This is a genomic window from Alloacidobacterium dinghuense (genome assembly GCF_014274465.1).
Taxonomy (GTDB): Bacteria; Acidobacteriota; Terriglobia; order Terriglobales; family Acidobacteriaceae; genus Alloacidobacterium; species Alloacidobacterium dinghuense.
In genome coordinates this window covers 150,179-176,226 of sequence record NZ_CP060394.1, presented here as the reverse complement: position 1 = coordinate 176,226, position 26,048 = coordinate 150,179, and the positions used below count along the sequence as shown (strand labels likewise).

The following is a 26,048-nucleotide window of genomic DNA, read 5'->3' as shown; positions in this document are numbered from 1 at the left end:
CCACTCCGCAAAACGACGGATGGACCATCGCAGCCAGTCACGAAACGATCGAGATGCTGGTTGATCCCTACGGCAATCGCCTGCAGTCTTCCGTCGCAATTGAAATTAAAGCGAAAAAGATCGTCGACGGCACTGGTCAGTATGGCTATCTGGTGGAAGCCTGCGACCCCTGCGAAGACGACAAGTACGGATACACGATCAATGGCGTCGTCGTATCCGACTTCATCACCCCGCACTTCTACGATCCCCTGGAGACGCCCGGAACACGTTACAGCTTCACCGGCGCGCTCAAAGCTCCGCGGCAGATCTTGCCGGGAGGCTACATTTCCTGGGTGAGCCATGCGGCGGATGAGTGGCAATAGCTGCAATACCTGAGTGCCATTCCCAAGATAGTGAATCTAGGAAAAGCCTCGGCGGACAAGAGTCTGCGGGAGTGGATTGATGGCGTAATGCAGACAACTAACGCCATCGCCGAAAAACCAAAGAACAAAGCCCTGCACAAATACGGCAAGGAACGTCGGGCCGCGCTGAATAAGCTAGCGGTTGAAAAAGCCAAGCTTTACGTCTAATTCATGACAACAGAAAAGCCCTGCGCCGTCGTGGAACGCAGGGCTTTTCTTCTGGAATCAAGGACTACTCGACAGGCCGCGCTTTTCCCTGCTGCATGGCGCTGTCAATCAGTGACTTCATCTTCTGCTCAGCCACCTTGGAAAACGTTGCTTGTTGTGCGCCGAGTACCGCCTGTCTCTCCCCCAGCTTCGCCTGCTGTTCCCCGAGCTTAGCCTGCTGGTCGCCAAATTCTGCCTGTTTCTCACCGATCTTCGCCTGCGCGTCGCCAAACTTGCCTTGCATCTCTGCAATTTTGCTTTGCAGTTCTGCCAGCTTGCCCTGCATCTCGCTAAGATCGTCTTCCTTTACTTCTGCCTGGAGCTTGTGTTGCTGCAAATCCTTGAGAGCGGCCTGTAGATCAGCCATTTCTTTCGAGAAGTCAGGAGGCGTAGCCGCCGCTTTGGCTTGCATTTCTCCGAGCCGTCCTTGCTCCTCCCCCAGGCGTCCTTGCTCTTCGCCCAACTCTCCTTGCTGCCGGCCAAGTTCCTCGATCGGCTTAAAGTATCCTCGTGCCTGCGCAACCAATGCCGGATCGTCGATCACATAGGATTTGCCATCGCGCTCAAACCAGATGTAATTCCCATGCATTTTGCTCTTAACCCGATCGAAGGAGTTCCCGGAATGCCATGAGCCCATCACATTGCCTGAGTCGCCGCTCACAATCGCATAGGAGTTTTCGTCATCATCTGCGATTTGAATCTGAGTCGAATCAGTTGCGGCTTTCGCTTGCGCCTCTACAGGCGTGACCGGATCCACTGCGGCTGCCGGAATCGCTGCGTGCACGGCGAGGGTGGGCAGCGTCGCAATCGTCTGCGCAACCGGAACAACCTGCCGCAGCGCAGCGACCGGTGTCTGCATTGCTTCCGCTGCCTCAACATGCACAAGCGCAATCGCTGCAACCAGCGCCACCGGAACCAATGTCGCAGCCGCCGCCAGGTGCCACTTGCACGTAGTAAATGCGCCACGGAATTTCTGCTCAACCAACAGGCGGTCGATGCGCCTGCGAATGTTGCTCGATCGCGCCATGGCCACTCCGGCCAGCGGCCTGCGCCGTATGGCGGCAAACTCGATCAGCACTTCAGCATAGTTGGAGCGGCTCTGCGCCTCTTCCAAAGCAGCCCGGTCGCTAATCGCCTCACCTAAGTCGGATATCTCTTTCTTCAACCACCAGCTCAAAGGACTAAACCAGAAGAACACTACATGCAGCCCCGCAATCAGCTGCAGATAAAAATCGCCCTGCCGCACATGCGAGCGCTCATGCGCGAGCACAACACGCAGCTTATGCAGATTCCAGTCCTCGTGCGCCTCCGGCAGTACGATGGTGGATCCAATCGTCACTGGTGTCTGTATGTCGCCACTGATGCAAACCGATGCGCGCGGCTCAAGCAGCGGCGACGCCTCTTCCGCACGATGCAGAATGCGGAGCGCCATCCCCAACCCAAACAAAAGCCGCAACAGCAGCACAGCACAGATGGCAAGATAAGCGGGAACGATCAATTCCTTCCACGGGATGTGATCCCAGCGGTTAACCGGGGTCACTGTGGACGAGGTACTCACCGTGATCGTCGTTGTGCTCAGCGCCGCGCTTGAAGGTGGCCCAGGATCATGTACGCTTGCCGCCCGAGGCACGAATCTTTGAACCGGCACAACCACCGCCGCCCGCGATTGCGGCAAGCGCCAACCTACAAGTCCCGGCATGGCGACGGCCGCCAACAGAACCAGCACCCAAGCCGTCTTCTGCACAGCTACGTTGCGCACACGCAGCATCTTGATACCCGACCACACAATCACTGCCATCGCCAAAGAACGAAGAGCGGATTCGAGCACCCACGCCATCATCATCATCGTTTTCCTTTCTTTGCCGCCGCAATTCTTTCTGCTAGGCGCGTCAATTCCTTCTGATCCAGCACTTCCGAGTCGACCATGCCCACCAGCAGGGCTTCCACCGATCCATCGCAGAACCAGTCGATGATGCGCTTTACAGCACGACCAGCCACCCTCTGCCTCGCCTCAGCCGGACGATAGAAATACGTGCGGCCCTCAACGGTGTGTGTCAGGTAGCCCTTTTCTTCGAGACGCCGCAGGACGGTGCGAATCGTCGAGTCCTTCAGTGGACGTCCTAGATCCTTACGTACCTGCTCCGCGCTGATCGCGCCATTTTCTGCCGCATGCTGCCAGATCAGCTGCATCACGCTCAGCTCTAGTTCCCCGAGCTCAACAGGATCATGTCCATTTGCATCGCTACTAATCATAACGTTACACACGGTAACATTAAAGTATTCGACATGGCAACAAAAAAAATTGAAGTGCCATGATTCCAAGTGATAGCGCAGGGCATCAAAGTGTCGTTGTGACTGCCGTATTGGGTCTGTCTCGATGCCCGGGGCCTAAGACGGCAGTTTTAACTCAACTCTTGCCAGAGACTCTGTTCTCTTCGCCGTGAAGCTGATGACTTTGCTTCTGATACTTCCGCGCGCGACAACTCCCTCGAATTTGACAGCCGTATTTTGCCGATGTTACAGGTTGCTGTTTGCACAATCGGTTGCGCAAGTTATAACTCAGCACAACTAAAAAAGAACGAAGCAACTCAATTTGGAGGCAATATGCAGGAAATACCCCACCAAACACCTTTTGCACGGTGCATTCATTATCTGACCCTTTTCGTCTTAATCTGCGCCACAGCCCTCACGGCTTCCGCGCAGTACCGTACCTCGATTCAAGGTGTAGTAACTGATACCTCTGGCGCGGTGATTCCTGGCGCTACCTTGACCCTGACTAACAGCGCAACCAACGAAAAGCAGGTTCGCACCAGCGATGCCGGCGGTGTTTACAACTTCAACGCATTGCCACCGGATACCTTCACCCTCGTCGTCACGAAGGATGGATTCCAAGAGAAAGATCTTAATAATTTGCAATTGATTCCGGAGCAGGCAAACTCAGTCAATGTGCAGATGGACCCAGGAGTGGAAACGCAGACGGTGACCGTCGATGCCTCCACTCAGTCGGCTCTCGATACCGAGACCGCGAACACTCAAACGTCCATCTCTGCCAACCAGATCGAGCACATGCCGGTGTATCAACGCGACCCCACCAGTCTCATTCGCCTGGCGCCCGGAGCTCTCTCCGATGGTGCGCAGGCAGCCGGAGGCGGCGGATTTCAGGCTCCAGGCACTCAGACCGGCGCTTCCTCGGGAGGGGGCGGCAACCTCGGGCATTCCAGCAGTATCTTCGCCACGGAAAACGGCCCTTCGGCCAATGTGAACGGCGGCCAGTTCGAGAATAACGGTTACACCATCGACGGTATCAGCACGGATAGTGCGGTCTGGGGCGGAGCTACGGTCATCACTCCAAGTCCGGAGTCGATCGGCGATCTCAAGATTGTTTCGAACGCCTACGACGCGGAGAATGGCCGCTTCGCGGGTGCCGTAGTCGAAATGATCACCAAGAGCGGAGCGAACAATCCGCACGGTAGCTTCTTCTACCAGATCACTCGCCCCGGTCTGAATGCGTATCAACGTTGGAATGGTCCGGGATCGGTAGAGGCATTTAATGCAGACGGGACAAAGAAGACTCCTGCGGAGCGCGGTCTTCTCCGCGATGAGGATCGATACAACCAGTGGGGCGGCAGCATTGGGGGGCCCATCTGGAAAAACAAGCTATACGCCTTCTTCGCGTACGAGAAACAAGCGCAGACTATCGGGGCGACCGGCACCGAGTGGTATCCAACCTCCCAATTTAACGGACTGGCGCCTGCAGGCAGCATTGCTGCCACATTTCTCGGTTTTTCGGGTTCAAGCGTGAACGGCACCGTGGTCGGCTCAACAACATGCAACGCGTACGGACTCACTGAAGGAGTAAACTGCAGGACCATTGCCGGTCAGGGCCTGAATCTCGGCTCGCCGCTGACGACCGGGCTAGGCAAGCAGGACCTCACCTGGCAAAGCCCCGCCAACCCTGGCGTCGGCAGCGGCCTTTCGAATGTCCCCGATATTGCCTTGTACACCGTCAGCAACCCTACCACCACAAACTTTCAGCAATGGAGCGGACGCATGGATGGCCAGATTGGCAGCAAGGATCATGCGGCTTTTGTCATCTATTGGGTTCCAGCCAGCAAAACCAATTTGAACGGCGCCCTCGGTTACCAACTCTTTCACCATGAGCAAATAAACGACGCCTTCTCGGGCATCTGGAATCACATTTTTTCCGCAAACTTCCTGAACGAAGCTCGCGCCAATGCTGCGGGGTGGCGCTATAACGAACTGGGCAGCAACCCTCAGGCTCCGTTTGGGCTACCCCAGATCCTGTGGTTCGGCTCGCCGAACAACTTTGGGAACATCGCCCTCGGACAACTCGGTGTGACCGCGCCTGCGCATCTGAATCAATGGACCTACGGCTATAAGGACGTCGCGACTATGGTTCATGGCTCGCAGACCTGGAAGTTTGGGGGTGACGTTACACGGCTCTACTATCTGAACGACCCGATCGGCGCACCGAACTACACCTTCTACAACATCTGGGATTTCCTGAATGATGCTCCGCAAGCCGAAGGCGGACCGTTCCAGGCAACGACAGGTTTTCCTGGCGGATTCCGCAACGATAACCGCCAGAACATCTGGGGCTTCTTCTTCCAGGACAACTGGAAGGCTCGTCCGAATCTGACCCTGACCGCAGGTCTTCGCTACTCTTACTTCGGACCGCTTTCCGATAAGAACAGCAACATGGGCGTTCTTCGCTTCGGCAGCGGCTCCACTTTTCTCACTGGCATCAGCATCAAACCCGGAATCAACGCATGGAACGCCCAAAAGCTCAACTTTGGACCACAGGTCGGCTTTAATTGGGCTCCGAACTTTTACAACGGAAAGATCGTTTGGCGCGGCGGTTACGGTCTGAACTACAACCAGGAGCAAATTGCGAACGCGAACGCCAACGACTTCAACCCGCCGGGAACCTCGTCTGTTCCGGGAACCAGCACCAGTCCAAGCAACATCAATCCGAATATTCTCTACGCGACTTCCTCAAGCCCAACGAATATCAATGGGTATCCGCCGAACCCGAGCGTGATTACCACATTTAATTCTGCCGGACTGCCAACGGTGGGAGCCGCGAACCTGAATGCACTGACGAACAATCTGCCCACGCAGTATGTGCACCATTGGTCTCTTGAAGTAGAAATGGATCTATCGCATGCATGGGTGGGAACCCTTACCTATCTGGGCAGCTCCGGCAAGCACCTCTTGTTCAACTATGACGCAAACGGATACGGGTTCACTCTCGGTGCGCCGCTCAATCCTCTGGTCAACAGCGTCAATACTGCCGGCAACCAGGGCAAAGCGACCAACAACATGATGATCGCCGACTTAAGGCATCAGTTCTCGCAAGGCTTCTCTTTTGAGGGGCAGTACACCTGGGCTCATAGCCTCGATACGAACTCGGGCCCGTACTTTCGCTCGCCCTATATTTACAACACCCAGTTTGCCTACGGACGATCGGACTTCGACATCAGAAACACCATCAAGCTGTTCGGCATCTGGCAGCCCGTCATTTTCCACGGCAATGACTGGAAGGAGAAGGTCGCTGGCGGATGGACGATCAGCGGCATCTTTACCTACCACACTGGCTTTGGTTGGACTCCGTTCTATATCGCGCCGCACCAGATCTACTGCAACCTTTGCAACTACGGCTTCCAGAATCTGCGGCCTTCCTACAACGGCACCGGCGGCAAAAGCACCAGCAACGACGCCTTCAAAACCGGAAGCAACTTCACTAACCCGGGTAGTTCGAATACCGGCACAAACAACGATCAGTTCACGAATAACTACTTCACGGTTCCGAACTATGCCAATGCGATTGCAGATAATCCTGGACAGTTCGCAACCGCCTTTATTCCTCCGCCGGGAATCGGCCGCAACGCGTTCCCCGGTCCCACGTACCGTGACGTGGATATGAACCTTGCCAAGGCATTCGGCCTGCCCAGGATTCCGGGGGTTGGAGAAAACGCAAAGATCGAAATTCAGGCCAACTTCCTGAATATCTTTAATTCACTGAACATTAACCCCACCAGCATTTCGAACAACATTGCAAACTCTGGGCTGGGCCAAGCGGGAAGTGCACTTGGATCGAGAATCATTACGTTTCAGGCGCGCTTCAGCTTCTAACTTCCGCCTCCCTGCGAGGGTGCGCCCGCGTGCAGGCGTACCCTCTTTTCTTCATTCGGAAATAGAGCAACGCAATCTACGCGCTGCAAGTGAGTTCGCAACCAGACTTCCGTACCTCTAGAGGAGTTCCCCTTTGCGATTGAAAGATTCCTTCTGCATCGGTTTGGTTCTCGCGGCACTGCTGACATCGAGCCAGCCCCTATTCGCCCAGGAAAAAATAGAAATCAACGCACAGGCGCAGACGACGCCCTTCCCGCACTTCTGGGAGCAGATGTTCGGCTCCGGCCGCGCCAACCTTACGCTGCGTGAGAGCTACCGCAACGACCTGCGCGCGGTAAAGCAGGCCACCGATTTCCGCTATGTGCGCTTCCATGCCATTCTTCATGATGAGAACGGCGTCTACAACGAAGATGAACATGGCAATCCGGTTTACAACTTCTCCTACGTCGACCAGATCTACGATGGCCTGCTGAAAAACGGCGTGCGCCCTGTCGTCGAGATCAGCTTCATGCCCAAGAAGCTCGCCTTTAATCCCGATGCGCTGCACCCCTTCTGGTACAAGCAGAATGTTTCTCCTCCGAAAAGCATGGAAGCCTGGGATGCTCTGATAACACACTTCGCACAGCATCTCGTCGACCGTTACGGCATCGATGAAGTTTCGCAGTGGTACTTCGAAGTTTGGAATGAGCCCAACATTGATTTCTGGAATGGCATCCCGCGCAAACAAAGCTATTTCGACCTCTACGCTCACACCGCGCGCGATTTGAAGTCTGTAAGCCCGCGTCTTCGCGTAGGAGGACCCGCCACCGCCGCAGCATCCTGGGTAGACGACTTCCTGAAATATGCCGCCGACAATCACGTACCTGTTGACTTCGTCTCCAGCCACGGCTATGCAGACGACACCGTCGAGAATCTCTTCGGAACCAACGAAGACATCCCGATGGATGATCGCGTCTGCCGCGCCATTGAAAAAGTAAGAAAGCAGATTCAAGCCTCAGCCATGCCTCATCTGCCCCTCTTCTGGACCGAATGGAATGTCCAGGGCATGAATGAATCGCGCGATACCTCCTTTGTCGGAACAGGTCTGGCAAACACTATCCGCGAATGCGATGGCGTCGTCGACATGATGTCCTTCTGGACGTTCTCCGACGTCTTCGAAGAGGGAGGCCCGATTCCGAAACCGTTTGAAGGACAATTCGGGCTGCGCGCAAAGGGAGGCATAAACAAACCCAGCTATTACGCATTCGCGCTGCTTCACCATCTGGGAGATCAACGCATCGCCAATCCTTCTACAAATGTCATTGCGACAAAACGTCAGGACGGAAGTCTTGCAATTGCACTGTGGAATCTGGTCGATCCCGACAAGACGGGAAGCGAAAAGGACATCCAGCTCGTCCTCCAAGGAGTGCCAACAAACGCAGTTGTCTCCATCAGCCGCGTTGACAATACGCACGGAAATACGCTCGCAGCGTATAAAGCGATCGGCAGTCCGCTCGATCCTACCGAAGCTCAGGTAGAACAGATGAACAAGCAAACAGCGCTCGGCGCGCCGGAACACCTTACCCTCACCGACGGCACGCTGAACCTGAAGCTCGACAGCAATGCGCTATTGCTTATCGAAGTCGGATTAGAACCAAAGCGGAGCAAATAACTAGCGATGCGGCAGGCTCGAAAGGGCGGCATGACTTCGAAGGATAGTAAGACTACTTCGGATAGAATCGTCACTCGGCCCGATCTCAAGGAACTCGCTCGCCATCTCGGGCTCTCACAAACCACCGTCTCTCGCGTGCTAAGCGGATCAGCTAAGAACCACCGCATTTCGTCCGAAACGGAGCAGCGTGTTCTCGCCGCTGCCGCGAAGCTTAACTACAAGGCGAACGTTCTGGCGCGAAGCCTTCGCAGTAAGCGAAGCAAAACTGTAGGCGTAATGGTTCCCGAAATCAGCGAAGGCTACTCCACTGCTGTTCTGGGAGGCATTGAAGAAGTTCTGCTTCTTTCCGGATTCTTCTACTTCGTCGTGAGCCACCGGCATCGCACTGACCTTCTGCGCGAATATCCTTCCCTGTTGCTCTCGCGTGCTGTCGACGGAATCATCGCCGTAGACTCCACAATCGAAGAAGATCTGCCAATACCGGTCGTCGCAGTGTCCGATCACCATCATCGTCCATCAGTGGTAAATATTGAGCTCGATCATCTGCTCGCCGCGCGTTATGCTCTCGATCACCTCACTCGCCTGCAACACCGCGAGATCGCGTTCATCAAGGGCCAAAGCTTCAGCTCTGACACGCTCGCGCGCTGGCGCGCAATCTGCAAAGTAGCCGCCGAACTTGGAATCGAGATCAACCCACGCCTGGTGATTCAATTGGAAGATCATGGACTCGGCACCGAGCCAGGCAGAACGGCAACAATCGCGCTGCTCGAACGGGACGTTCGTTTCACTGCCATCTTTGCCTTCAACGACCTCGCTGCAATCGGCGCCATCACGGTTCTCCGCGAAGCAGGAATACAAGTGCCCGCACAGGTGTCCGTCGTCGGTTTCGACGACATCTTGAGCGCAGCGACAAACAATCCTCCTCTCACCACCGTGCGGCAGCCTTTGCAGGAGATGGGCCGCGTCGCCGCGAGCACTCTGCTGCAAATGATTCACACCGAGAAACAGGACTGGTCGACGCACCCTATCCGCCTTCTGCCGACGTTTGTCGAACGCCAATCAACCGCCTGGGCTCCGCAAGCAAGCGAAGCCGCTTTCAGCGACTCCGCGCATCCACACAAAGAATCCAATCTACAGGGGAACTAAGTTGGCTCTCAAAGCACTTCACTTCGCCTCCGCATCACGGGCCGCAACCCGAACACTTGCAGTTTTCGGACTCAGCCTCGCTTTATTGCCGACAGCAATCGCACAGCAACGGCCCGCACCATCGAGCCCGCAGCTTGCCACTCCCGCCATCGAACGACGGGTCAACGATCTCCTGAAGCAAATGACCCTCGAAGAAAAGATTGGCCAACTCGTGCAGTACAACGACAGCGGCTATCAATCTGCCACAAGTCCCACACAGATTGCCGCGAATCCGGAAGCGAACAATAACGTGAACTCAATGGATCTGGCTTCCAGCGGAAGGCTCGGCTCGATGCTCAATACCGTCGGGGCCGAGCGCACGAACGCCTTCCAGCATGCGGCAGTCGATAAGAGCCGCCTTCACATCCCGCTGCTATTTGGCGCCGACATCATTCACGGCTATCGCACCATCTATCCCCAACCCATCGGCCTCGCAGCCACTTTCGACCCTGATCTCGTTCAATCCCTCGCGCGCATGTCAGCCGAAGAGTCTACAACCGCAGGCATACGCTGGTTCTACTCTCCCATGGTAGACATCTCCCGCGATGCGCGCTGGGGCCGCACCACTGAAGGCGCAGGTGAAGATCCGTACCTTGGCGCTGCCATGGCGCGAGCCTATGTGCTCGGTTACCAAGGTACCAGTCTCTCCAATCCCGACAGCGTCGCCGCATGCGTAAAGCACTTCGCTGCGTATGGAGCCGCCGAGGCGGGCCGCGAATACAACACGACGGACATGTCCGAGATTCGCCTGCGCCAAATCTACTTGCCGCCCTACAAAGCCGCCATCGACGCGGGCGCAGCCACCGTTATGAGCGCCTTCAATGCTCTCAACGGCACGCCGGCCACCGCCAATCGCTTCCTCATGCAGAACATTCTCCGCGATGAGTGGGGCTTCAACGGCCTCGTGGTCAGCGACTACACAGCGGTCATGGAGCTGGTCAATCACGGCATCGCCCTCGACGCGGCAACAGCAACCCGCAAAGCGCTTCTCGCTGGCGTCGATATCGACATGATGTCGCACTTCTACGACACAAAACTGCCGGAACTTATCAGCTCCGGACAGGTCCCGATGAGTGTCGTCGATGAATCGGTGCGCCGGGTGCTTCGCGTAAAGTTCGCACTCGGCCTCTTCGAACATCCCTACGCGCGCGGAACAGAAGTCACGGCCGCCGTCCCGGAGCACCGTCCTCTAGTGCGAAAAGCAGCGGAAGAATCCCTCGTGCTGCTCAAGAATGACTCCGCCGGCCAGAGCCAATCGGTACTTCCCTTCTCCACCGATGCCAGAAAGATTGCTCTCATCGGCCCGCTTGCTGACAACCCCGGCGAAATGATGGGCTCTTGGAGCGGCGGCCCACAACTGGCGGACGTTGTCACAATTAGGAGCGCACTCGACGCCCGGGCAAAACAATACGGCGGATCGGTGACATACGCCAAAGGCACAGAAATCACCGGAACATCAGAGGATGGATTCGCCGAAGCCGTGCACGCTGCGGAACAGGCAGATGTCGCCGTGCTGGCGCTGGGCGAATCCGGTGCGATGAGCGGCGAAGCCGGATCACGCGCATATCTCGATCTTCCCGGAAATCAGGAGAAACTTCTCGAAGCAGTGGCCGCCACCAACAAGCCCATCGTGCTGCTGGTCTTCTCAGGACGCCCGCTCGTGCTGGACTGGGCCGCGCAGCATGTTACCGCCATCATCGAAGTCTGGTTTCCCGGAACCGAAGCCGGCTCTGCCATCGCCGACGTGCTCTACGGCGATGTCTCTCCCAGCGGCAAGCTGCCCATGAGCTTCCCGCGTGCAGTAGGTCAGGAGCCGCTTTACTACAACCAATTCCCCACCGGACGCCCTCCGTTTCACGCGGATCTCACCAAGCCTCCCGGTCCCGACTCCCGCTTCGTCTCCCGCTATATCGACGTGCCCAATGATGCGCTCTTTCCATTCGGGTTCGGTCTCAGCTACACAAAATTCTCATACGGAAAAGTCGCGTTGTCGCGGCCGACTGTTCCGCTGCGCGAAGCCAATCGTGAAAGCGCGAAGAAGGTCATAACTGCAACCGCGACAGTGACAAATAGAGGAAACCGCACAGCTACTGAGATCGCGCAATGCTATGTTCGCAATCTCGGTGCAAGCGTCGAGCAGCCGATACGCAGTCTTCAGGGCTTCAGCAGAATCACGCTCAAACCGGGCGAATCCAAAGAGGTAACTTTCGATCTGGGCTTTCCGGAACTCTCCTTTTACAATGCGGAAAGCAACGCCGTCATTGAACCAACACACTACACCGTATGGATTGGCGGCAGTTCCCTCTCCTCAGACGAAGCAGACTTCAACGTAACACCATGACGCAAAATGAGACACCTGAGTCTGCGAATGCTAATGCGCGGTTGCAGGCTCAGACTCCTTCAACAACTCTGCCAGATATTGGCCCCAAATTGCCGGAAGCGTATGCGTGCCGTGACCTCGTGTTGCGTCAGTAATAGGCAGCAGAACGAACCTGCCGCGAGGCACGCGGCGAATCTCTTTGGGCATGATGTCAAGTTCCGGCGGATTGACAAAATCGTCGGCAGAATTTATCGCCATCACTGGAACCGAGATTTTCTCGAGATTCGGTGAAGGATCATAATTACGCGACGACGCAAATTGATAAAGAAAATCGTTGGCGTCGAGCGTGCTCAGATAGTTCGCATAGGCTTTCTTCAGATACTCATCCGCCGCATCTCGCGTCGGGTAGAGCTTCTGCATCTGCAGTGGCGAAGACCCCATGATCAGGAGAATATCGATCGCGGTCTTCAATCCCTGCTCTGGCTCTGTCTTGTATTCCCCGCCTTGCCATTTCGGATCGCTGGTAATCGCATCCATGGCCATTTCTCGCGTCATGCGATTCCGTCCGGCAATCGGGACTGGCATACATGCCAGCGGCATCAGAGCATCCGCAAATCCGGGATACGTTTCTCCCCAGACCCAGGAGTGCATGCACCCCATCGAAGTACCCATAATCAGCCGCAGATGATCGACGCCCAGCGCTTGCGTAACAACAAGATGTTCACCGAGCACCATGTCGTCATAGTCATATTTTGGAAAGCGCGCATGCAACCCGTCACTCGGCTTCGACGACTTCCCGTGACCGATATCGTCAGGAAGAATGATGAAATACTTCTGCGCATCCAGCAGGCCGCCGGGAACAAACAGAACCCCGGCGAATCGCGGAACAAGGAACTGCGTGCCCGCTCCGCCCGTACCATGCAAAATGAGCACTGCATTGTCGACATGACCACTCCCGTCGCGGTGCGGTTTGCCCAGAATTATGTAGTGCAAGCGCAACTCGGGCAGCGCCGACCCATCTTTGAAATGAAAGTCCTTCGCGACATAATCTCCTTCCTGCGGTGCAGACCACGCGGAAGAATCCTGCGCATAAGCGATTCGGACAGTTGCCAGAAACGCGAAAATCCCGGACACGCAAAAAACAACTGCCACAATGCATTGCTGCCTGACCCAATATTTTGCTAACTGCAGGAACTGAGCACGCCTCATCCGACGATCGCTCCTTGAAGTTAAATCTCTAACCATTGGCAAAGTACTCCCTCTATATATAGCCGACCGGATTTATCCGCAGGTCTGACATCCGCTCCCTTACCGCCTCGAATTGGTCCGGCAGAGCGTTAAGAAAGTCCACCCAATCAAGAAATCGTTCGTCGTTCGCAACAAAAAGGGACTGAAAGATCGTGACTCTTCTCTAAGCGCAAGCAATGGGATCAATGGCTCACCCATCGGACTAAGCCAATTGCACAATTGCACCCCGCCCATTCTTCATGATGGAATTCAACCCGAGTCTTAGACTCGTTTTCCCGGCCCCGGTTGTCCTCACGACACGCAATGACTGCAACAAATGTGTTGAAGCGGGTGCACATGAAGCGCTGGTTCAGGATCGCTTGGCTCTCACTTTTTCTTGCAGTCTTCTGCACTGCCGCCTTTGCTCAAGTTTCCGTATCGATCTCTCCAAACCCAGGCGAAGTCGTACCCGGTGGCCAACTGCAGTTCCTTGCGACCGTTTCAGGAACCACCAATTCAGTCGTGAACTGGAGCCTTTCCGGCTCGGGATGCAGCGGCATCACCTGCGGTCAGATCACGTCGCTCGGAGTATATATCGCGCCGCAAACCGCGCCTACCCCTCCAATCGTTGTCGTCACCGCAACATCTCTCGCCGACCTCACGAAATCCGCAAGCGCAAGTGTTTTTGTTGGGACCGCGTTCAATGTCAATGTCTCCGTCAATCCGCTGGCTGCGAATGTCGTCACCGGCCAGCAGCAGCTTTTCACCGCCGATGTTACTGGCTCTTCCAATACCAATGTCACTTGGACCTTATCCGGTAGTGGCTGCTCTGGAGCGTCTTGCGGATCAATATCGTCCACTGGTGAGTACCTGGCTCCCGCCACAGTCCCAAGTCCAGCAACTGTCACGGTAACCGCAACATCGGTTGCGAATCCTTTGAAGTCTGGCTCAGCCACGGTAACCGTAATCAAACCCGTGTCCGTCAGCATCTCGCCCACCGCCACTCAGGTGGTCGCAGCCAAGACACAGCAATTCACTGCCACCGTATCGAATACATCAAATACTGCGGTCACATGGTCGGTGAGCGGTTCCGGCTGTTCGGGCGCAGCATGCGGTACCGTTTCGAGCAGCGGACTCTATACCGCTCCATCAACTGTCCCGAGTCCCGCACAGGTCACAGTCACCGCTACTTCAGTTGCGGATTCCACCAAGTCCGCCGCAGCATCCGTGACCATCCTCCCGCCAGTCGCCGTATCTATTTCACCCACCAGCGCGCAGGTGGTCGTGAGTAAGACGCAGGAATTCACTGCCACAGTAACCAACGCCGCCAATACAGCTGTTACCTGGAGTGTTGGCGGCAGCGGTTGCACTGGAAGCTCGTGTGGTACCGTTTCGTCCAGCGGACTCTACACCGCGCCTTCCAGCGTTCCTTCGCCCGCACTGGTAACCGTCACAGCGACCTCCGTCGCTGATTCCTCAAAATCCGCCTCTGCCGCCGTCACCATCCTCCCAGGGGTCTCAATATCGATCAGCCCGACGACAGCGCAAGTCATCGCAGGTAAGACGGAACAATTTACCGCTACCGTCAAAAACACCTCCGATACATCCGTCACGTGGAGCGTCACTGGAAGCGGCTGCACAGGTGCTGCTTGCGGCGCCATCTCGTCGAGTGGACTCTATACGGCGCCTGGTACGCTGCCAAGCCCGGCGCTGGTCACTGTAACGGTGAAGTCGAACGCTGATCCAACAAAGACCGCCTCAGCCAGCGTGACGATTCTGCCTCCAGTCGGGGTCAGCGTGTCTCCGATAGCGGCAACAATCGTGATCGGCAAAACACAGCAATTCACCGCTACTGTGACTGGCATATCGAACACTGCCGTGACCTGGAGCCTCAAAGGCAGCGGCTGTTCCGGCGCAACCTGCGGCACTATCTCTACGACCGGCCTCTACACTGCGCCAGCCGCAGTGCCTAACCCGCCAACCGTCACTGTCACCGCCACGTCGCAAGCAGACACCACGAAGTCCGCGTCCGCGACCGTAACTGTTACATTGCCGGTCTCCGTCACAATATCGCCGACAAGCGCATCCGTCTTCGCGGGAGACACTAAGCAATTCACTGCATCCGTAGCGAATACTTCGAATACCGCCGTTACGTGGACTGTTAAAGGCAGCGGCTGCTCTGGTGCAGCCTGCGGCACGATCTCGACTACCGGACTGTACACCGCACCTGCAACGCCGCCCAGCCCGGCAAGCGTCACCGTTACGGCTACCTCCAACGCAGACAACACAAAATCCGCGTCGGCGGTCGTTACCCTCGTTCCTGGGGTCGTCATAAAAGTTTCTCCCACGACTGCCCAGGTAATTGCTGGGAAAACGCAGCAGTTCACTGCCACGGTCACCGGCAATTCAAATACTTCCGTGGCGTGGAGTGTCAGCGGGATCGGTTGCACCGGCGCTACCTGCGGCACGATCACATCGACTGGCCTTTATACCGCGCCTGCCGCGCAACCCACGCCACCGCAAGTGACGGTCACGGCCACATCGAGCGCGGACCTCGCGAAGTCGGCGTCGGTCTCAGTCACGATTCTCCCGCCCGTCGTCATCAAGGTATCGCCAACGACTGTGCAGCTAGCCATCAACAAAAGCCAGCTGTTTACGGCGACGGTAACCGGCGGCACCTCCAATACCGCCGTGACCTGGAGCGTCAGCGGCACAGGCTGCACCGGTACCGCTTGCGGAACAGTCTCTTCCGTAGGACTTTATACTGCTCCAGCAACCGTGCCAACACCCGCACAGGTGAGCGTCAAAGCAACCTCTGTTGCCGACTCGACAAAGACAGCCACCGCGGTCGTAACGATTTTGCCGACTATTGCCGTAAGCGTGTCGCCCGCCAAGGTGCAGGTTGCCGTAGGAACGAAGCAGCAATTCACCGCGACTGTAACGGGAACATCGAACCCCTCCGTGAACTGGACATTGAGTGGCTCTGGCTGCGGCAGTGGTGCATGCGGCACGCTATCTTCCACTGGGCTTTATACCGCGCCCGCAACTGTGCCCGCATCTCCGCAAATCACAATTACGGCAACCTCTACGGTCGATGCCACCAAATCAGATTCGGCGTCGGTGACCATTATTCACCCGCTTAACATCACAGTTACCCCGCCCAACGCTCTGGTAGCCCTGAAGTCGCAACAGCAGTTCTTCGCAAACATCATTGGAAGTCTGAACACCGCGGTTACGTGGAGTGTTACCGGCGCTGGCTGCTCTGGCGCGCAATGCGGAACGATTTCGGCGAGCGGCCTTTACACCGCGCCCGCAAGCCTGCCCAGCCCCGCAACGATCACGGTCACGGCAGCTTCGCAGGCAGCTCCGTCGCAAACGGCCTCAGCTACCATCATTCTCGTCGCGACCAATAACGCGAAATTCGACGGCCAATATGCCTTCCAGTTCAAAGGATTCGACAACAACGGAGCCTATCAGGTCACTGGTTCATTTATCGCAGATGGTGACGGCAATCTCACCTCCGGCATCGAAGACGTGAATACAGCCAGCGGAGTCACGCCGGACACATCGTTCACCGGTACCTATCAGGTAGGAGGCGATGGTCGCGGAACGATGACCATCGTCGATTCGCTGGGCACATCGACATACCAGTTTGTACTTGATCTGCTTGCCAATAAAGGACGCTTTATCGAATTCGACAATTCCGGAACCCGAGGATCGGGAGTCATCGAGCGTCAGGATCCCACCGCCTTCAGCACGACCGCTCTATCCGGCAGCTACGCCATCAATCTCACCGGCATGGACGTAAAGGGCAAGAGAATCGGCGCAGTCGGCCAGCTCTTCCTGCGCTCCGGATTCATCCCGCTGGGCAGCCTCGATGTGAATGATGGCGGCGTGGTATCGCCTACCTACGGGCCATTTAATGGCGATTATCTCGTACTGAGCAATGGTCGCAATGGTCGCGGCACGCTCGAGCTCAACATTCCTGGCTTTGAAGGCGGCTCATTCAAGTTCGCGCTTTACGTCGTCTCCGCGAATGAATTCTTCATCGTCTCCATCGACCAACTCAGCACCAGCAATCCGTTGTTCTCTGGGCCTGCAGAAATGCAGACGGGATTACCCTTCGCGCCCGCCTCCTTCACCGGAACAACCGTGTTCAATCTCAGTGGGAACAATGGCACGACAACGCAGGACATCATCGGACAACTGGCATTTAATGGCCCTGAGGGTCTGCTCGTCACCTTCGATCAAAATAACGGCGGAGCTATTACGACCGGCATCGTACTCACCGGGGCCAGCTCTGTTCAGATCACCGGACGCGGCACGCTCAATCTGGATAACAATAACGGCTCCAGCACCGTATGGGTCTTCTACGCAATCGCGCCGGATCGCGCCTTCCTGCTCGACGAGACAACGAACTTCGTAATGGATGGAGATCTTGAACCTCAGACGATCCAGCCACCCATCGTGAACACTGACGCGCTCGGAACCTATTTATTGGGCTCAGGCGAGGCCGTCTCCTTCACCAGTCCGCTTGAGTCCGGAACAGCCGCCTTCAACGGCAAGGGCAATGCAACCGGAACCATAGACACCAGCACTACTTCCTCCCAAACACCTAACCAAAGTCTGCTTGGCACCTACAGCCTCTCAACGTCTCTCAACAACGGGCGCGGAACCCTGACCCTGACCTCGCCAAGCGCTTCCACTACCGCCCTGTGGGTCGTAAGCAACTCTGAAGTAGTCGGGATGAGTCTCGATCCATCCGCGACGCAACCCACCATCCTGCATTTCGAGCAATAGTCGCTTCGCGGGCCTTCTTTTAAGCAGAAGGCCGCGCGAACTGATCGCGTGGTGCCCAGTCCTACTGTCTATGTTTCAAATTGCCGCACAACGATTTCCCAAAGCGATGTGACTGCACTGGTAGCTCATACAATGAGTTTGATGAGCCGCTTGTCCTTCAGGAAGATCCCTGCCTGCCTGCGGATTTGGACAGCAGGAATGCTTCTACTTGCGCTATGTGCATCTGCGCAACAGTTTTCCGTTACAAGTTGGGGCCATAAGGATGGCCTTCCATCGACAACGGTCTACGCTCTTACGCAAACCAAGGATGGATTCCTGTGGATAGGAACCGGAGACGGGCTCATTCGTTTCGACGGTTTTCAGTTTGTGCAGTTAGAGATGCCAAGTGCGGCGCTTAACCCACTCGGATCCGTAACTACGCTGGTTGCCATAAACTCTGATGGTCTCTTGATTGGGACAGTTGCAGGCAGGCTGATCAATTGGAACGGGAAGATTGAGGTACATACGACGCTCGATTCTGCTGTCGAGCACGTGCAAGAAATGGTCGATCATACTTTCGAGGTGAAGACCCACAACAAGATCTTTCACCTCGGGAATACTCTCTCAACGATTTCATCCGAAGCCATAAGCGATCTTCAAGCGGATCGCACAAAAGAACGAACGCTCGCTCAAACAGTTCACCTGAACCTCTTCAGCGAATCAGCCATTCGAAAAATACTTCATGGCGCGGGTGGGGCTACATGGTTGGCAACTGAAAACGAGGGGCTTTTCAGGATCGGCCAAAGAGGTGATATCCAGCATTTCACAAATTCGACAGGGCTTCCCAGCGATCACATATCGGATATTTTTGAAGATCGCGAAGGAAATATCTGGGTCGGCACGCAGAATGGACTCGCGCGCTTAAGACAGGATAAGTTCATCACCTACACCACTCGCGATGGGTTGTTGTCCGATATTGCTAACTCACTTGTCCCCGCTTCGGATGGTGGAATCTGGATCAGCTCACGATCGGGGCTTGAGCATTTCGCCGGCGCCGGGAGTACCCATGACATACGGTTCAAAGGTAGAACAGCAAACAATCTTCTTCTGCTCAAAGACGGCGCCCTTTTGCTATCCACGCCTGCCGGAATTGAAAGGCTGTTTCCGCGCGAAACTCATTCGCCTCAAATCATCCCGGACACGCAACACATCGAGCAGATGGCTCAATCTGAAAATGGCGATATATGGCTCTATGGACAGCAGGTTGGTTTATGGCACTCGCGAAGCGGCTCAAAGCCAGAGCGCGTGAATGAGCCTGCGCTAGTTGGACAGGTCGTCGCCTGCATGCACGGCGGCCAGCGTGATCAGGTGTGGCTTGGGCTGGATAGTGGCGAAGTTGTCCAGCGTCCATTTGCAGGCTCGCACATTTTTGCAACAGCTGATGGGCTGACAGGAGGTGCAATTCGATTCTTGTCTCCACAACCAGACGGTACATTGTGGGTTGCCTCTGACAAAGGACTCGCCTTCTTCGATGGAGAACATTTTCATCATTGGAATCGCTCTTCCGGCTTGCCCGGCGACCGATTGATATGGGCGATTCCCGATCAGCGCGGAAATCTCTGGCTTGGATACAGTACAGGCATCGCCCGATTGAGCGTCAGCGAACTATTACAGCCTTCTTCTCGAAATCAACCGCAATATGACTTCTACGATGACGGGGACGGACTGAAAAGCAATCCAGAAGCACATGGCAACAGCCCTGTTGCGCTAACTTCAGATGGTCGTCTCTGGACGAGCATGTCCGAAGGTATCGGCGTGATCGATCTGGCTCATGTGCATCTAAATGCCGTTGTGCCTCCGGTTCATATTCTCGATCTCACTGCTGATGGACATAGTTTGGCTCCAGTAAATGGAGTCAGGATTCCGGCGCACACGCGCACACTGCAAATCTCCTACACGGGCATCAGTCTCACTGAACCCCGGAAGGTTCGATTCCGCTATCGCCTTCAAGGATTTGAGTCCGATTGGCAGGATCCAGGATCGAGACGCAATGCGTTCTATACAAATCTGCACCCTCGTCTCTATCGCTTTCAGGTGCTTGCAGCCAACAACGACGGAATATGGAATGAAACAGGCGACAGCGTTACGTTCGATATCCTTCCCGCCTTCTATCAGACTCGATGGTTTCTCGTACTGTGCACGCTCGTAATCTTGTCTCTGATCTTCATCACATATCGCTTGCGCATCCGATTTGCCGCCAGGGAGCTTCGGGCTCGCTATGAAGAAAGGTTGGCCGAACGTACCAGGATTGCTCAGGACCTGCACGACAATCTTATTCAGGAGATGATGGGCATCAGCCTGCAGCTGGAGATCGCCGACGAGGTGACTGATGATGAGTCAACAGCGAAGGGCCCCATTCGCCGCGCAGTGGCTCTGTCTCAAGCCGCACTGGCGAACGGCAGGGACGCGCTGCATATCCTGAGGCAGAAGCCATTCAGCCGCACAGATATTGAAAATACTCTGAGAGACACAGCGCAGAGCATGACAGGATCAAAGGAAGCCATACGATTTGCCATCTCAGGAAAGGAGCGCCCGATCCAAGCTCTTACTGGAGAGGAGATCGTCCAGATCCTGCGTGAAGCATTGAGGAATGCCATTCAGCATGGAGTCCAGAGCGAAATTATTATTCGGTCTGAATACGGTGAGGAGTCAGTTACGTTTGTGTTACGTGACAATGGACCCGGCATTCGTGAAGAAATTTTGCGTGAAGGCAAGCCTGGACATTTCGGGATCCGTGGGATGCGAGAGAGAGCGGGCCGTATCGGATCATCGCTGACACTCAATTCATCTGCTTCCACAGGCACAGAGTGGACACTGCATGTTCCCGCCAAGAATGCATACGAGGCGGAAGACATCCCAATGAACCTTCCCACGTTCGAGCGTTTTCTACAATCGATTGGCAGATTCCTGACCGGAAGGCGTCGGCCATGAATCCTTCAGCGCGAATTCGGGTACTTTGCGTGGATGACCATCCGATCGTTCGCGACGGGTTGGCCGGCATATTTCTTCTTCAGCCTGATATGGAACTCGTGGGCGAAGCTGGGTCAGGCCAAGATGCGATCGAGCTTTACCAGAAATTGCAACCAGACGTGGTGCTTCTGGACCTCCGCCTGCGAGATATGACGGGTTATGAGGTGATGCAGCAGATCTTTTCGACATTTCCCGGAGCAAAGGTCCTCGTGCTCACCTCTCTGGAGGGTGATGCAGACATCGAGCGTGCACTTGCACTCGGAGCCAGGGGTTACGTCGTCAAGGGCACTGGCCGAGACGAGTTGGTTCGCGCCGTACGCGCGGTGAGTGCTGGGAAGAAGCACGTTCCCGTTGACGTAGCACAGAGACTGGCTGAACACTTCGCGTCGGAAAAGCTCAGCTCGCGTGAACTCGAGGTGCTTACTCTTATGGCACACGGCAAGCGGAATAAGGAAATCGGCGCAGAGCTGTCCATCGCTGAAGATACGGTGAAGATGCACGTAAAAAATATTCTTGGCAAGCTCGCCGTAAACGATCGCACGGAAGCAGTTACGATTGCACTCAGGCGCGGCATACTTCACCTTTAGGAATCGCGATACACCCGAAAGGGTGTATTTCCATACGCCTACATTCGCGTGTTAAACAGGGAGCGATTTTCGCTAACGTAGTCCTGTAAGTCAGAGGATTGCGATGTGGATTGTTAAAGTAGCGCTCTCACGCCCTTACACCTTTGTCGTTCTGGCGCTGCTCCTGTTTCTGGTTGCGCCGATCATGATTTTGCGCACGCCGGTGGACATCTTTCCGTCCATTAATGTTCCTGTTGTCAGCATTATCTGGACCTACACCGGACTCGTGCCGTCAGAGATGGAGACGCGCATCACCTCCATCTATGAACGCGCGCTTACGACCACAGTCGACAATATCGAGCACATCGAATCGCAATCACTCAATGGTGTGTCCGTTGTTAAGGTATATCTCCAGCCAAATGCCAATGTCGATGGAGCGATTGCGGAGGTAATTGCAGAGGCACAGGCAACAATGAAGCAGTTGCCACCGGGCATTACACCACCCCTTGTCATCCGTTATGACGCGTCTACCGTACCGATCCTTCAATTGGGACTAAGCGGACAAGGACTTTCAGAGCAGCAATTAAACGATCTTGGCGTGAACTTCATCCGTCCACAGCTTGCAACGATTCCCGGTGCGGCTGTGCCGATTCCGTATGGCGGTAAGGTGCGGCAGATCATGGTCGACATCGATTCACAGGAACTTACAGCCAAGGGGTTGTCAGCCACTGACATCGTGAATGCAGTTAACGCTCAGAATGTGATCCTTCCGTCCGGCACTGCGAAGATCAATTCCACCGAATACAACGTGGGACTCAACGGCACTCCGGTTACGGTTAAAGAGCTGAATAACATACCGGTGAAATCTGTAAACGGTGCTGTCGTTTATCTACATGACGTTGCCCACGTGCGCGATGGTTACGCAGTTCAGACGAATATCGTGCGCCAGGATGGACAGCGCGGGGTTCTTCTCAGCATTCAGAAATCTGGTAATGCCTCTACGCTGGACATTGTTTCTGGGGTGCGTGCGTTGCTTCCACGAATTGCTGCCTCGATGCCCTCTCAACTCGTGATGCGGCCTCTGTTAGATCAATCCATCTTTGTGCGCGCATCGCTACAAGGAGTTCTTCGAGAAGGTTTGATCGCCGCGGGGTTGACATCGATCCTGATACTCGTTTTCCTTGGCAGCTGGCGCAGCACACTCATTATCTGCATATCGATTCCTCTCTCGATCCTCACCTCTGTGCTGATCCTTAGCGCACTCGGCGAGACGATCAACATCATGACCTTGGGTGGACTTGCTCTGGCAGTCGGCATCCTGGTCGATGATGCAACAGTGGAGATAGAGAATATCGAGCGTCAATTGGGCTTGGGCAAAGAGCTACGGCAAGCCATCCTTGATGGGGCTCAGCAGATCGCAGTACCTGCTTTTGTCTCCACGCTGTGCATCAGCATTGTCTTCGTTCCGATGTTTTTCCTGAGTGGGGTGGCACGGTATCTCTTTGTGCCTTTGGCGGAAGCAGTCGTATTTGCGCTTCTAGCCTCGTATTTCTTCTCACGCACCATCATTCCGACACTAGTGATGTTTCTTCTGCGCAAGGAAGTAGAGAGAAAACGTAGTGTTCACTCCGCAGAGGAGTCCGGCTGGTTTGCCCGGCTTCACCGCCGTTTTGACGAGGCTTTCCTCAAGCTCCAAAATGCGTACTCCTCTCTCTTGCTGCTTTGCCTGAATCATCGCGCTCTCTTTGCAACTTGCTTCCTTGTTTTCTGCCTGCTCAGTCTCACTCTTGTCCGGATACTGGGAAATGATTTCTTCCCCTCGGTCGACACAGGACAGTTCCGCCTTCATGTTCGCGCTAAGACGGGAATGCGTATCGAGGAAACGGCGCGTCTTGTGGACCAGATTGAGCGCTCGATTCGAGCCAAAATTCCTGCTTGGGAGTTGAGTGGAATCCTGGACAATATTGGTCTCCCCACCAGCGGAATCAACTTGTCTTATTCCAACGCTGGAACAATTGGCAACGCGGACGCGGAGATATTAGGCTCGCTCAATACAAAACACCATCCGACTGCCGATTACATTGCTCGCATGCGAGAGGAACTCCCAAAGGAATTTCCAGGAACTGAGTTCTTTTTTCAGCCAGCCGATATTGTGAGCCAGACCCTCAACTTTGGCCTGCCTTCGCCGATCGACATTCAGATCGTGGGCAAGAACACAAATGCCAATTTCGCTGTGGCCTCACAGATCGCTGAAAAAATGAGGGCAATTCCGGGAGCCGTGGATGTGCATATTCAGCAGCTTATGGACCAGCCGCGTCTTCAGTTCGATCTTGATCGTGTGCGAGCACAGGAGGTCGGACTGACTGCGCGTGACGTGTCAAGCGGGCTACTTGTTTCGCTGAGTTCCAGCTTCCAGACCAGTCCCAATCTCTGGCTCAATCCTCAGAATGGTGTGTCCTACAACATTGCAGTTCAGACACCCCAATATAAGGTGAACTCTCTTGATGCGCTGCGCACCATCCCTATAACCGGAACGACCGGATCATCAGCCGAGCTTTTTGAGAATCTGACCAGCATGAGGCTGATGGAAGAACCGGCAGTTGCAAGTCACTACAACGTACAGCCTGTTATTGACGTGTATGCAAGTGTTCAAGGCAGAGACCTTGGTTCGGTTGCCGCAGAAGTAAAGAAAATCACAGACACGGCAGCAAAGCAGCTTCCCAAGGGCAGCTTTCTTGTAACCCGTGGACAGGTTTCGACAATGCGGTCCTCTTTTGTTGGTCTGTTTGCGGGCCTTGCTTTCGCAATTGCGCTCGTTTATCTGCTTCTCGTTGTGAACTTTCAATCGTGGAGTGAGGCCTTCATCATCATTACGGCCCTCCCTGGGGCTTTGGCAGGGATCTGCTGGATGCTTTTCCTCACTCGTACCTCTCTCAGCGTTCCCGCATTGATGGGGGCGATCATGAGCATCGGTGTGGCAACGGCAAACAGCGTGCTTGTGATCACTTTTGCCAATGAGCGTTTCGCGGAAACCAGGAATGCATTTAAGGCCGCCTTGGAGGCGGGAGCAACGCGATTGCGGCCGGTCATGATGACGGCGCTCGCAATGATCATTGGCATGGTTCCAATGGCTCTGGGCCTCGGAGAAGGCGGCGAACAGAATGCCCCTCTCGGACGCGCTGTCATTGGTGGCTTGCTCTTTGCGACCGTCGCCACACTTTTCTTTGTGCCCACAGTCTTCGCGCTCATGCGCCATCGATCTGGAATGGATCACACATCGGAGGAAACACCCAATGGAAGGTAAAAATATTTTGCGAACATCGCCAATGGTGCCTCGTGCAAATGGCAAGAAGTTGCTGTGGTTTCTGGTGATTCCTTGTCTCCTGTGTGTGTTGGGTCTTATCACTCTGCGCGAGAATGCGCAAGGCGGTAAAGTACTTGCTGCGAATACTCACTCTTCGCTGGCAATTCCTGTCAATGTCATTCAAGCAAATCAGGGTGAGGCTTCGAATGAAATCGTGCTGCCCGCTACGCTCCAGGCCTACGATGAGTCCCCGGTATATGCACGCACGAATGGCTATGTTCGTAAGTGGTATGTCGACATTGGGCAGCGCGTAAAGAGCGGAGAATTGCTCGCGGTTATTGATGCACCGGAAGTCGATCAACAACTCCTTCGTGCTCGTGCCATGCTCAGCCAGTCACAAGCGAACCTGACCCTGGCCGCAGTGACTGCAAAACGCTATCAGGAGCTGATTGCGGATAACTCGGTAGCTCAGCAACAAGTCGATCAGAACAACCAGAATCTTGCCGCTCAACAGGCAAATGTAGCGGCTGCTTCCGCTGACGTGGCCAATCTGGAACAACAACAGATCTATGAAAAAGTGATCGCTCCTTTTGATGGAATCGTCACGGAACGCCATACAGACATTGGTGATCTGATTAATGCCGGAAACAGTGGACCAGGTGCAGAGCTGTTCCGGGTATCGAGAACCAGCACCATGCGCATCTTCATTCCCGTTCCAGAGGAGTATAGTCAACAGATTCATGATGGCATGCATGTAAGCGTGGAGCTCACTGAGTTGCCTGGCCAGCGCTTCGACGGACAAGTGACGCGGAGCACGGAATCGATCAATGTATCGTCGCGCACGCTCATGGTTGAGGTTGATGTTCCTAACCCCGCGGGAAAACTCCTGCCGGGAGCATACGCGCAGGTTCACATCAAGCTGTTTGCTCCTACTCGCCCTCTTCTCGTTCCGGCGGGATCCATCTTGTTTCAGTCTGCCGGACCTCAGATCGCCGTAGTGACCGCTGAACATCAGATCGAGCTTCGCAAGGTGACAATTGGCAGCGACTTCGGCAATACCGTAGAAATCACCAGTGGAATCACAGCACAAGACAGTATTGTCGCCAATCCTCCGGACTATCTCGTTGATGGAATGCCGGTCACAATTCAGGGCCACAGTGGCAATGCAAAAGGTCAGGCAAGCCATGCGTGAATACAACGCCCTGCACCGACGCTTCTTAGT

General features: G+C 55.2%; 14 protein-coding genes. 11 read left to right on the top strand and 3 right to left on the bottom strand.

What is annotated here, in order from left to right; translation table 11 throughout:
- Positions 1-53 precede the first annotated feature (53 nt).
- Together H7849_RS00685 and H7849_RS00680 are read left to right on the top strand one after the other, a co-directional pair.
- Positions 54-362, top strand: coding sequence for a hypothetical protein (locus H7849_RS00685; RefSeq protein ID WP_186743532.1), 309 nt, complete (start codon positions 54-56; stop codon positions 360-362).
- A gap of 30 nt (positions 363-392) precedes the next feature.
- Positions 393-569, top strand: a complete 177-nt coding sequence (locus H7849_RS00680) for a hypothetical protein (protein WP_186743531.1) — start codon at positions 393-395, stop codon at positions 567-569.
- Positions 570-633: 64 nt separating this feature from the next.
- Here the strand turns inward: H7849_RS00680 and H7849_RS00675 are convergent, their stop codons facing one another.
- Both H7849_RS00675 and H7849_RS00670 read right to left on the bottom strand, forming a co-directional pair.
- Positions 634-2,454: a M56 family metallopeptidase gene (locus tag H7849_RS00675; RefSeq protein WP_186743530.1), complete on the bottom strand. Its 1,821-nt coding sequence runs from the start codon at positions 2,452-2,454 to the stop codon at positions 634-636.
- Positions 2,451-2,861 carry a BlaI/MecI/CopY family transcriptional regulator gene (locus tag H7849_RS00670; protein WP_186743529.1) on the bottom strand — a complete coding sequence of 137 codons (411 nt, stop codon included), beginning with the start codon at positions 2,859-2,861 and terminating at the stop codon, positions 2,451-2,453. The genes H7849_RS00675 and H7849_RS00670 overlap by 4 nt, the downstream gene beginning before the upstream one ends.
- Before the next feature lie 351 nt (positions 2,862-3,212).
- Here H7849_RS00670 and H7849_RS00665 point away from each other — a divergent pair, with 351 nt between their 5' ends.
- The 4 genes from H7849_RS00665 (at position 3,213) to H7849_RS00650 (ending at position 11,941) form a co-directional block, all read left to right on the top strand.
- Positions 3,213-6,764 (top strand): carboxypeptidase-like regulatory domain-containing protein, encoded by a 3,552-nt coding sequence (locus H7849_RS00665; RefSeq protein ID WP_186743528.1) that lies wholly within the window; start codon positions 3,213-3,215, stop codon positions 6,762-6,764.
- Positions 6,765-6,897: 133 nt separating this feature from the next.
- Complete coding sequence (locus H7849_RS00660; RefSeq protein ID WP_251106519.1) at positions 6,898-8,415, top strand: GH39 family glycosyl hydrolase; 1,518 nt, start codon at positions 6,898-6,900, stop codon at positions 8,413-8,415.
- A gap of 6 nt (positions 8,416-8,421) precedes the next feature.
- On the top strand, positions 8,422-9,561 hold the full coding sequence (locus H7849_RS00655; protein ID WP_251106518.1) for a LacI family DNA-binding transcriptional regulator: 1,140 nt from the start codon (positions 8,422-8,424) through the stop codon (positions 9,559-9,561).
- A gap of 1 nt (position 9,562) precedes the next feature.
- Entirely contained in the window at positions 9,563-11,941 is a 2,379-nt protein-coding gene (locus H7849_RS00650; protein WP_222439747.1) for a glycoside hydrolase family 3 N-terminal domain-containing protein, read from the top strand.
- A 30-nt stretch (positions 11,942-11,971) separates the two neighbouring features.
- Here the strand turns inward: H7849_RS00650 and H7849_RS00645 are convergent, their stop codons facing one another.
- The gene (locus H7849_RS00645) at positions 11,972-13,072 is read right to left on the bottom strand and encodes an alpha/beta fold hydrolase (protein ID WP_251106517.1); all 1,101 of its coding nucleotides are present in this window, start codon (positions 13,070-13,072) and stop codon (positions 11,972-11,974) included.
- Between the two features lie 399 nt (positions 13,073-13,471).
- On the opposite strand from H7849_RS00645, the gene H7849_RS00640 reads away from it, so the two are divergent.
- From H7849_RS00640 to H7849_RS00620, 5 genes are all read left to right on the top strand, one after another.
- Positions 13,472-17,947, top strand: coding sequence for a beta strand repeat-containing protein (locus H7849_RS00640; protein WP_186743526.1), 4,476 nt, complete (start codon positions 13,472-13,474; stop codon positions 17,945-17,947).
- A 198-nt stretch (positions 17,948-18,145) separates the two neighbouring features.
- Positions 18,146-20,917 carry a ligand-binding sensor domain-containing protein gene (locus tag H7849_RS00635; RefSeq protein WP_186743525.1) on the top strand — a complete coding sequence of 924 codons (2,772 nt, stop codon included), beginning with the start codon at positions 18,146-18,148 and terminating at the stop codon, positions 20,915-20,917.
- Positions 20,914-21,543, top strand: coding sequence for a response regulator (locus H7849_RS00630; RefSeq protein ID WP_186743524.1), 630 nt, complete (start codon positions 20,914-20,916; stop codon positions 21,541-21,543). The genes H7849_RS00635 and H7849_RS00630 overlap by 4 nt, the downstream gene beginning before the upstream one ends.
- A gap of 103 nt (positions 21,544-21,646) precedes the next feature.
- On the top strand, positions 21,647-24,826 hold the full coding sequence (locus tag H7849_RS00625) for an efflux RND transporter permease subunit (protein WP_186743523.1): 3,180 nt from the start codon (positions 21,647-21,649) through the stop codon (positions 24,824-24,826).
- Positions 24,816-26,018, top strand: a complete 1,203-nt coding sequence (locus H7849_RS00620; RefSeq protein WP_186743522.1) for an efflux RND transporter periplasmic adaptor subunit — start codon at positions 24,816-24,818, stop codon at positions 26,016-26,018. The genes H7849_RS00625 and H7849_RS00620 overlap by 11 nt, the downstream gene beginning before the upstream one ends.
- Positions 26,019-26,048: the final 30 nt, after the last annotated feature.

Bases quoted from the DNA above. Each gene is read 5' to 3' on its own strand.
- H7849_RS00685 (WP_186743532.1), top strand. From the start codon at position 54: ATGCTGGTTGATCCCTACGGCAATCGCCTGCAGTCTTCCGTCGCAATT.
- H7849_RS00675 (WP_186743530.1), bottom strand. From the start codon at position 2,454: ATGATGATGATGGCGTGGGTGCTCGAATCCGCTCTTCGTTCTTTGGCG.
- H7849_RS00670 (WP_186743529.1), bottom strand. From the start codon at position 2,861: ATGATTAGTAGCGATGCAAATGGACATGATCCTGTTGAGCTCGGGGAA.
- H7849_RS00665 (WP_186743528.1), top strand. From the start codon at position 3,213: ATGCAGGAAATACCCCACCAAACACCTTTTGCACGGTGCATTCATTAT.
- H7849_RS00655 (WP_251106518.1), top strand. From the start codon at position 8,422: ATGCGGCAGGCTCGAAAGGGCGGCATGACTTCGAAGGATAGTAAGACT.
- H7849_RS00640 (WP_186743526.1), top strand. From the start codon at position 13,472: ATGACTGCAACAAATGTGTTGAAGCGGGTGCACATGAAGCGCTGGTTC.
- H7849_RS00635 (WP_186743525.1), top strand. From the start codon at position 18,146: ATGCTTCTACTTGCGCTATGTGCATCTGCGCAACAGTTTTCCGTTACA.
- H7849_RS00630 (WP_186743524.1), top strand. From the start codon at position 20,914: ATGAATCCTTCAGCGCGAATTCGGGTACTTTGCGTGGATGACCATCCG.
- H7849_RS00625 (WP_186743523.1), top strand. From the start codon at position 21,647: ATGTGGATTGTTAAAGTAGCGCTCTCACGCCCTTACACCTTTGTCGTT.
- H7849_RS00620 (WP_186743522.1), top strand. From the start codon at position 24,816: ATGGAAGGTAAAAATATTTTGCGAACATCGCCAATGGTGCCTCGTGCA.